The sequence below is a fragment of the Streptomyces sp. YIM 98790 genome, from assembly GCF_011421595.1.
Classification (GTDB): Bacteria; Actinomycetota; Actinomycetes; order Streptomycetales; family Streptomycetaceae; genus Streptomyces.
Genome location: NZ_WTLH01000258.1, coordinates 1 through 6584, shown reverse-complemented (window position 1 = coordinate 6584; position 6584 = coordinate 1). Strand labels below are relative to the sequence as shown.

The window sequence follows — 6584 nt, the reverse complement described above, 5'->3', positions numbered from 1 at the left end:
CGCCCTCACCGGTCAGCTTCAGGCCCTCGGCCTGGGCACGGACGACGAGCTGGTCGATCAACCGCTGTTCCACTGCGGCCGACGGCTGAGCCTCAGCCGCCTCGATCGGACCGCTCTTGGGCATGTTCTCGCTGGTCACAGGCGCATCTTCCATGATCGGGATACACCGCTCGCTTTACAGCTCCGGAGCCGTGTGCGCAGGTTCGAATCCTACCGGGGGCACTCCGGGAATGAGGCTCTGACCAGCAGAAACAGCGGTCGGAGCCTTTTCGGTTTCTGCCAAAACGCTCACGGTCATCCGACCGTTGCCTTTTCGGGCCAGCGAGGCCCTGAACGTGATTACCGATCTCCTGGCCGGTCGCTTCGTCGCTGGTCAGCGCCTGTTGCGACGCGATTTTCCGCGGTCGGCTCCCGTCAGGGTCTCTGTGGCGGCGGACTGGCCATGAATGCCGCCGTTCTGTGGGTGCGTACCGTTGATGACGTGCGGAGTTGTCCCGATCGAGGGCTGAAACGCAAGCGGTGTCGAGGGTCGGCAACCTGCGGCAGTTGTGCAGTTTCTTGCGGCTCTGGGGCGGCTTGGTCGGCCGGGCGGGTGGCTGCTGTCTGGTGTTGCGTCGGCGGTCAGGCGGAGCAGCGCGGCGGCGTGCGCCCGGGCGGAGGGCCAGTGCGGCGCCGTTGGTGTGGTGGAGGCGACGTGGCGGGGTGACGGGTCGTGTCGATGGCCTTGTCCGGTGCCGAGCGGCGCAGGTGAGGGGCGACCGTATGACGCCGAACGGGTCCGGTCGAGGTGGTCAGTGGTCCAGTGGGGGTGCCGGGGGGAGGTCGAGTTCGGTTCCGGCGAAGTGGGTGAAGTAGGTCGTGAAGATGTTGGCCATGGTGTGGGCGAAGGCCTCGGTGAGCTGGGTGTCGGTCCAGCCGGCGGCCAGTGCGGCCTGCCAGGTGGCGGTGGAGACCTCGCCGGTGCGGCGGGTGATCTCGCGGACGACGGCGAGCAGTGCCTCCAGCTTCGGGTCGAAGCCGGCGTTGCCGCGGCGGATGGCGAGGGTCTGCTGTTCGCTCAGTCCGGCGGCGCGGCCGGCGGCGGTGTGGGCGGCCTGGCAGTAGGTGCAGTGGTTGGCGGCGGCGACGGTCAGGGCGATGGCCTGGCGGGTGGGTGCGTCGAAGGTGCCGTGCTGTTCAAGGGTGTTTTCGATGGCGGCGTGGGTTTGCAGCGTCACCGGGGCGTGGGCCATGCCGCCGTAGATGGTCAGTACCTTGCCCGCTTTCCTGCCGAATGCCTGGAGGGTGTCGCGGGCGGCGGGGGGTGCGGTCTCGGCGGTGTGGGCGGGAATCCGGGTCATGGTCGGGCTCCTTGTGTTGGGCTCCGCCCGGTGTGGCAGAGGCTCCGGGTCGGGAACCCGCTGTGCCGGGAGGCTCATTCCGTCTCTGGCGCCGCATTGGGTGCCCGCCGTCAGTGACGGCCGTGGGCGAGGTGGCGCAGGCGGGTGGTGTCGAGAAGTTCCACCTGCCGGTAGCCGATGCGCAGCAGGCCGTCGCGTTCGAAGGTCTTCAGTACCCGGTTGAGGGTGGGGCGGCGCAGTCCGAGCATGGCGGCCAGCGTGTTCTGCGGGCAGTGCACCGTGGCGTGGCGGGCCTCGCGCAGCAGCAGGCCGGCGACGCGTTGTTCGGCGCTGCCGTGCAGGGACTGGGCCATGGCCTGCTGGGTGCGGGTGTGCCGGCGGGCCAGGCTGTGCAGCCACAGGCGGGTCAGTGCCGGGCTGTCCTCCAGTATGGCCAGGAACCGGGCGGCGGGCAGGTAGGCGGCCTGGACGTCGCTCAGCGCGCGGGCGGTGTACGCGGCGGGGCTGTTCAGCAGCAGTGGTGCGTCGCCGGCCACCCCGCAGGCCGCGAGCACCCCGATCACCGCCCGGTCCCTGCCTGAGCCGGTGACCAGTTCCAGGGTGCCGCTGCGCACGGTCCATACTCCGTCGGGCGTGCGGCCCTGCCGGAAGGCCACGGTGCCGCGGGGCAGCAGCCGCTGTTCCAGCCCGGCGGCGAGGTGGTCGGTCAGCCGGTCCGCCGCGGTGCGCAGGAGCGGCCGGGAACCGCCCAGGCAGTCGATCATCCACGCCGCTGCGCGGATTGCGGCCGGTGCGGGCGGGTCGGCCTCGTTCTGGTTCGTCAACGTCTACCCCGTCATCTGTCTGACCATCTGCTCACCGGATCGGTGCTGGCCGCGCTTGGGCGGGCCCGCGAGGCGTCAATTACTGAGGCCGGACGGTCTCCTTCCGTCCGCTTCCGACCATGGAAAGGACAGCACCATGCGATTCCGCTTGATGCGCCGGGCCGCACTGGCCGCCGCCACCGTCACGCTGGCGGCCGGAGCCGTCGTCGCGGGCGCCGGCACCGCCGCCGCGGCGGCCCCGGCCGTGGCCTCGGGGAACCTCCAGTACGCCGGCGGCTACGACAACGACAGGCACCGTGGCCACCGGGACGACTGCCGCTGCTACGGCCACGGCGGAGGCTACGGTAGCGGCTATGGCGGCTGCCGCGGCGGCTACGGCCACGGTTTCGGCGGGGGCTACGGCCACGGCGGCCTGCTCGGCCTGCTGTTCTGAGCGCGGCAGCCGCAGCAGGGCTGAGTGCGAGGGCTGGAGTGCGGGGGATTTCTTCCTGTGTTCCGGCCCTCGCACCGCCCGGGGAGGGCGGCGGGTTCGTGGGTGGGAGTCGCCGGGGACTCCTTTGGCGCCCGGTGGCATGTCGGGGAATGGATCGTTGCGGGGAGCGGGTTTCCGGCGCATGAGCGTAGCGCGCGCTGTTCACCGGTTGCGGGCCCGTCTGCGGGACCTGAGCGACCATGCGCGGAGCGGGGTGCTGGTGGAACGCGTTGCCGACGGCGAGGGCACCGCCCGGCAGCGGTCGCGGGTGGCGGCGCACGTCTCGCGGTGCTGGACATGCAGCGAGCGGTGGGAAACCCTGCTGCTGGTCAAGGCGTCCCTGCGGGCCAGGCCGCGTCGCAGCCCGGTGCCGCCCCCGGCGGCGGGGCCGCGGCGTTTCGCCGCCCCGCCGGCCGGCGCGACGGGCGACGGAGGGCGGCCGGTGTGACTGTTCGGGACCGGACTCCCGGCACGGACGCTTTTGCGCCATGGCGGACTGCGGCCGGTGCCGCGACGGCGGTGCCGGGCCGGCGCCGGGCCGCTGGTCTGCACCGGTGCGGCACTGAGCGTCACCGTCCGCCTGCCGCGCCGCCTGTGGCCGAGGGTGGATGGCGGCACGACCGTGCTCCTGGCGGTGACGCGCGCCCCGGGCCGCCGGGGGTGTGCCGGCGCGGGGCGGCCGGGCCGCAGCCCTGCTGCCCGGTGGCTGCGGTGCCCCGGGGCCACGCGCCTGTTCCCGGGGCGGGCCCGTGGTGAACGGCAACGGCTTTCCCCGGTATGTGGCGGAGTTTCACCGGCGATCGCCCGGTATCACCGAGGCGGTGCTGGGGCCCACCGGGGCGTACGGGTGGCTGGCGCAGGCCGTGCCGCGGGAGGGCAGGATGCTGGACCTGGCCTGCGGCAGCGCCCCGATGTGGGAGCGGCCGGCCGGACGGCGGGAGGGCTGGGTCGGTCTGGATTCCTCGCCCGGGGAGTTGGAAGTCGCCCGTGGGCGGGGTGCCGGGCCGCTGGTGCGAGCCCGGGCCGATGCCCTGCCGTTCGCCGACAACAGCTTCGCGGTGGTGGTGTGCTCCATGAGCCTGCAGATTCTTGCGCCGCTGCCCGCGGTGCTGGCCGAGGTCGCCCGGGTGCTGGCGCCGGGCGGGCGGCTGGTGGCGCTGATACCGGCATCGGGGCCGGTACGCGGCGTGGACCTGCTGTGGGCGGGCGGGCTGCTGGCCGCCCTGGGCCGCCGCCTGGGCTACCCCAACGACGCGCTGCTGAGCGGTGACCGGCTGGCGGGGACGCTTGCCGCGGCCGGGCTGCGGGCGGTGACGGACGAACGCCGCCGCTTCTCGTTCCGGCTCTCGCGGGCTCAGGACGCCGAGCTGTTCCTGGACTCGCTGTACCTGCCGGGGCTGCCCGGCCGCCGCCGCGGGGCGGCGCGGGCCTGGCTGCGGGCGGCGGCCCGCGCCAAGGCCGGATTTCCGGTACCGCTGCGCCGCATCATCGCGGTCCGGGCGTGAAGGTGTGCGTGCCCCGGCCCGGCACGGCTTGCGCGATCGCCGCGGCGGCCTGGCATCCGGCCCGTGGGGTGGCGCCAGTCCGCCAAGCAGGCGTCGTGCGGCGCCGGAGACAACAGACAAAGGAATGATGCCGGTGGAAAGCTACGACCTGGTGGTGGCAGGTGGCGGCAGCGCGGGGCTGACCGGGGCCCGTACCGCCGCCCGGCTGGGCGCCCGGGTGCTGCTGGCGGAGGTGAACGAGCCGGGCGGAGACTGCCTGTGGACCGGGTGCGTGCCCAGCAAGGCGCTGCTGCACGCCGCCGCCCGGGACGGGGATTTCGGCGCGGCCATGGCGCAGGTGCGGCGGGCGGTGGCGGCCGTCGCGCCGCACGATTCCGCCGAGGCGCTGGAGGCGCAGGGGGTGGCGGTGGTGCGGGGCCGGGCCCGCTTCACCGGGCCCCGGACGCTGGAAGTCGAGCGCGGCGAGGAAGGCACCCGGCGGGTGCGGTTCCGGTATGCGCTGATCGCCACCGGCTCGGCGCCGGCGCTGCCGCCGGTGCCCGGTCTGGCCGGGGCCGGTCCGCTGACCAGCGACACCGTGTGGGAGCCGGCGGAGCCGCCGGAGCGGATGGTGGTGCTGGGCGGCGGGCCCATCGGCTGTGAACTGGGGCAGGCGTTCGCCCGGCTGGGCGCGCGGGTGACCGTCGCGGAGATGGCGGACCGGCTGCTGCCGCGCGAGGAGCCGGCCGCTGGGGAGCTGCTGCGCGAGCGGCTGGAGGGAGAGGGCGTGACCGTGCTGACCGGGTTCCGCGCCGAGCGGGTGACGGACGGGGCGGTGCACGGCCCCGGCGGGCGGGTGCTGCCGTTCGGGCGGCTGCTGGTCACCACCGGCCGCACGGCCAACACCTCCGGTCTGGGCCTGGCGGCGGCCGGGGTGGCGGTGACCGGGCGGGGCGAGGTGCAGGTGGATTCGCGGCTGCGCACCGCGAACCGGCGGATCTACGCGGCCGGGGATGTCACCGGGCGTTCGGCGTTCACCCACACCGCCGGGGCCCAGGCTGCGGCGGCCGTCACCCACGCGCTGCTGGGGCTGCGGCGCGGGCCGGATCTCACCGCCGCGCCCTGGGTGACGTTCACCGATCCGGAAGTTGCCCGGGTGGGGATGAGCGCGGCGCAGGCGAAGGAGCACTACGGGGAGCGGGCACGGGTGCGGGTGCTGAGCCACGAGAGGGTGGACCGGGCGGTCACCGACGGCCGTACCGACGGTTTCACCGCACTGGTCATCGGCCCCGGGGGCCGGATCGTGGGCGCCACCGTGGTGGCGCCCCGGGCCGGGGAGACCATCGCCCATCTGGCCACCGCCGTCCGCCTGCGCTGGACGGCGGGCGAGTATGCGAAGACCGTGCACCCCTACCCGACCTACGCCGACGGGCCCTGGCAGGCCGCCCTGGAGGAGGTCTACGCCTCGCTGGCCGCTCCCGGCACCCGCCGCGCCACCGGCGCGCTGCTGGCCCTGCGCCGGGCACTGCGCCGCTGACCGCACATGACCGCCAGCCTCCGTAAGCGCGCTCACATTTCACCGGCCGGGAAGGGCCTAGCGTGGCGGGCATGGTGCTGCGCATCGCGCTGGGCGCGATCTATACGGCCATGGGCGTCGGGCAGTTGCTCTCCCTGACGGAGATGACGGAGATCCTGGCCGCCTACGGGCTGGTGGACGGGGCCGGGGCGACCGCCCTGGCGGTGGCGCTGATCTGCGGCGAGCTGCTGTGCGGGGGCTGGTTCCTGGCCCGGCCCCGGTCGAGGGCCGCCGCTCCGGTGTGGGTGTACACGGCGGTGTCGCTGGTGTGGACGGCGCTGGCGGTGCAGGCGTTCGCGCGCGGTCTGGCGGTGGCCAACTGCGGCTGCTTCGGCCGCTACCTGTCCCAGTCGCTGGGCTGGCCGGTACTGGTACAGGACGCGCTGACGCTGCTGTACGCCGCACTGCTGCTGCGCACCGTACGCGCTGCGCGCGCCGCCGAGTACGAACCGGGTGACGAGACGAAGGAGCAGGTGAGGACCGCATGACCATTGCCGGTCAGCCACGCGGGCAGAAACGGCGACGCGAGCGGGAGGAGGTGTTCGTGGAGTTCACCAAGTCCATCTGCCCGCTGTGCAAGACCACCGTCGACGCGCAGGTCAACATCCGCGAGGGCAAGGTGTTTCTGCGCAAGCGCTGCAAGGAGCACGGGGAGTTCGAGGCGCTGGTCTACGGCGATGCCGAGGAGTATGTGTCCTCGGCCCGGTTCAACAAGCCGGGCACCTACCCGCTGGCCTTCCAGACCGAGGTCAAGGACGGCTGCCCCAGCGACTGCGGGCTGTGCCCGGAGCACAAGCAGCACGCCTGCCTGGGCATCATCGAGGTCAACACCGGCTGCAATCTGGACTGCCCGGTCTGCTTCGCCGATTCCGGGCACCAGAGCGACGG

7 protein-coding genes and 1 pseudogene are annotated in these 6584 nt (G+C 73.6%); 6 read left to right on the top strand and 2 right to left on the bottom strand.

All coding sequences use genetic code 11. From position 1 onward, the window contains the following. Window positions 1–791: 791 nt before the first annotated feature. Both GQS09_RS26105 and GQS09_RS26100 read right to left on the bottom strand, forming a co-directional pair. On the bottom strand, window positions 792–1340 hold the full coding sequence (locus GQS09_RS26105; RefSeq protein WP_165990006.1) for a carboxymuconolactone decarboxylase family protein: 549 nt from the start codon (window positions 1338–1340) through the stop codon (window positions 792–794). A 110-nt stretch (window positions 1341–1450) separates the two neighbouring features. Further along, window positions 1451–2164, bottom strand: a complete 714-nt coding sequence (locus GQS09_RS26100) for a Crp/Fnr family transcriptional regulator (protein ID WP_165990005.1) — start codon at window positions 2162–2164, stop codon at window positions 1451–1453. Between the two features lie 136 nt (window positions 2165–2300). Here GQS09_RS26100 and GQS09_RS26095 point away from each other — a divergent pair, with 136 nt between their 5' ends. The 6 genes and pseudogenes from GQS09_RS26095 to GQS09_RS26070 all read left to right on the top strand — a co-directional run. Next, window positions 2301–2597, top strand: coding sequence for a hypothetical protein (locus GQS09_RS26095; RefSeq protein ID WP_165990004.1), 297 nt, complete (start codon window positions 2301–2303; stop codon window positions 2595–2597). 181 nt (window positions 2598–2778) lie between these two features. Further along, a complete protein-coding gene (locus tag GQS09_RS26090) occupies window positions 2779–3084 on the top strand; it encodes a hypothetical protein (RefSeq protein WP_165990003.1) in 306 nt (101 codons plus the stop codon). Between the two features lie 373 nt (window positions 3085–3457). Then, a complete protein-coding gene (locus GQS09_RS26085) occupies window positions 3458–4141 on the top strand; it encodes a methyltransferase domain-containing protein (RefSeq protein ID WP_165990002.1) in 684 nt (227 codons plus the stop codon). A 127-nt stretch (window positions 4142–4268) separates the two neighbouring features. Next, the gene (locus GQS09_RS26080; RefSeq protein WP_207958304.1) at window positions 4269–5657 is read left to right on the top strand and encodes an FAD-dependent oxidoreductase; all 1389 of its coding nucleotides are present in this window, start codon (window positions 4269–4271) and stop codon (window positions 5655–5657) included. A gap of 71 nt (window positions 5658–5728) precedes the next feature. Further along, window positions 5729–6184, top strand: a complete 456-nt coding sequence (locus GQS09_RS26075; protein WP_165990000.1) for a MauE/DoxX family redox-associated membrane protein — start codon at window positions 5729–5731, stop codon at window positions 6182–6184. Beyond that, a pseudogene (locus GQS09_RS26070) lies at window positions 6181–6584 on the top strand (radical SAM protein); the annotation flags it as partial. The gene GQS09_RS26075 and the pseudogene GQS09_RS26070, both read left to right, overlap by 4 nt.

Excerpts from the sequence above, each read along its gene's own strand:
- GQS09_RS26105 (WP_165990006.1), bottom strand. The coding sequence starts at position 1,340 with ATGACCCGGATTCCCGCCCACACCGCCGAGACCGCACCCCCCGCCGCC.
- GQS09_RS26095 (WP_165990004.1), top strand. The coding sequence starts at position 2,301 with ATGCGATTCCGCTTGATGCGCCGGGCCGCACTGGCCGCCGCCACCGTC.
- GQS09_RS26090 (WP_165990003.1), top strand. The coding sequence starts at position 2,779 with ATGAGCGTAGCGCGCGCTGTTCACCGGTTGCGGGCCCGTCTGCGGGAC.
- GQS09_RS26080 (WP_207958304.1), top strand. The coding sequence starts at position 4,269 with ATGCCGGTGGAAAGCTACGACCTGGTGGTGGCAGGTGGCGGCAGCGCG.
- GQS09_RS26075 (WP_165990000.1), top strand. The coding sequence starts at position 5,729 with ATGGTGCTGCGCATCGCGCTGGGCGCGATCTATACGGCCATGGGCGTC.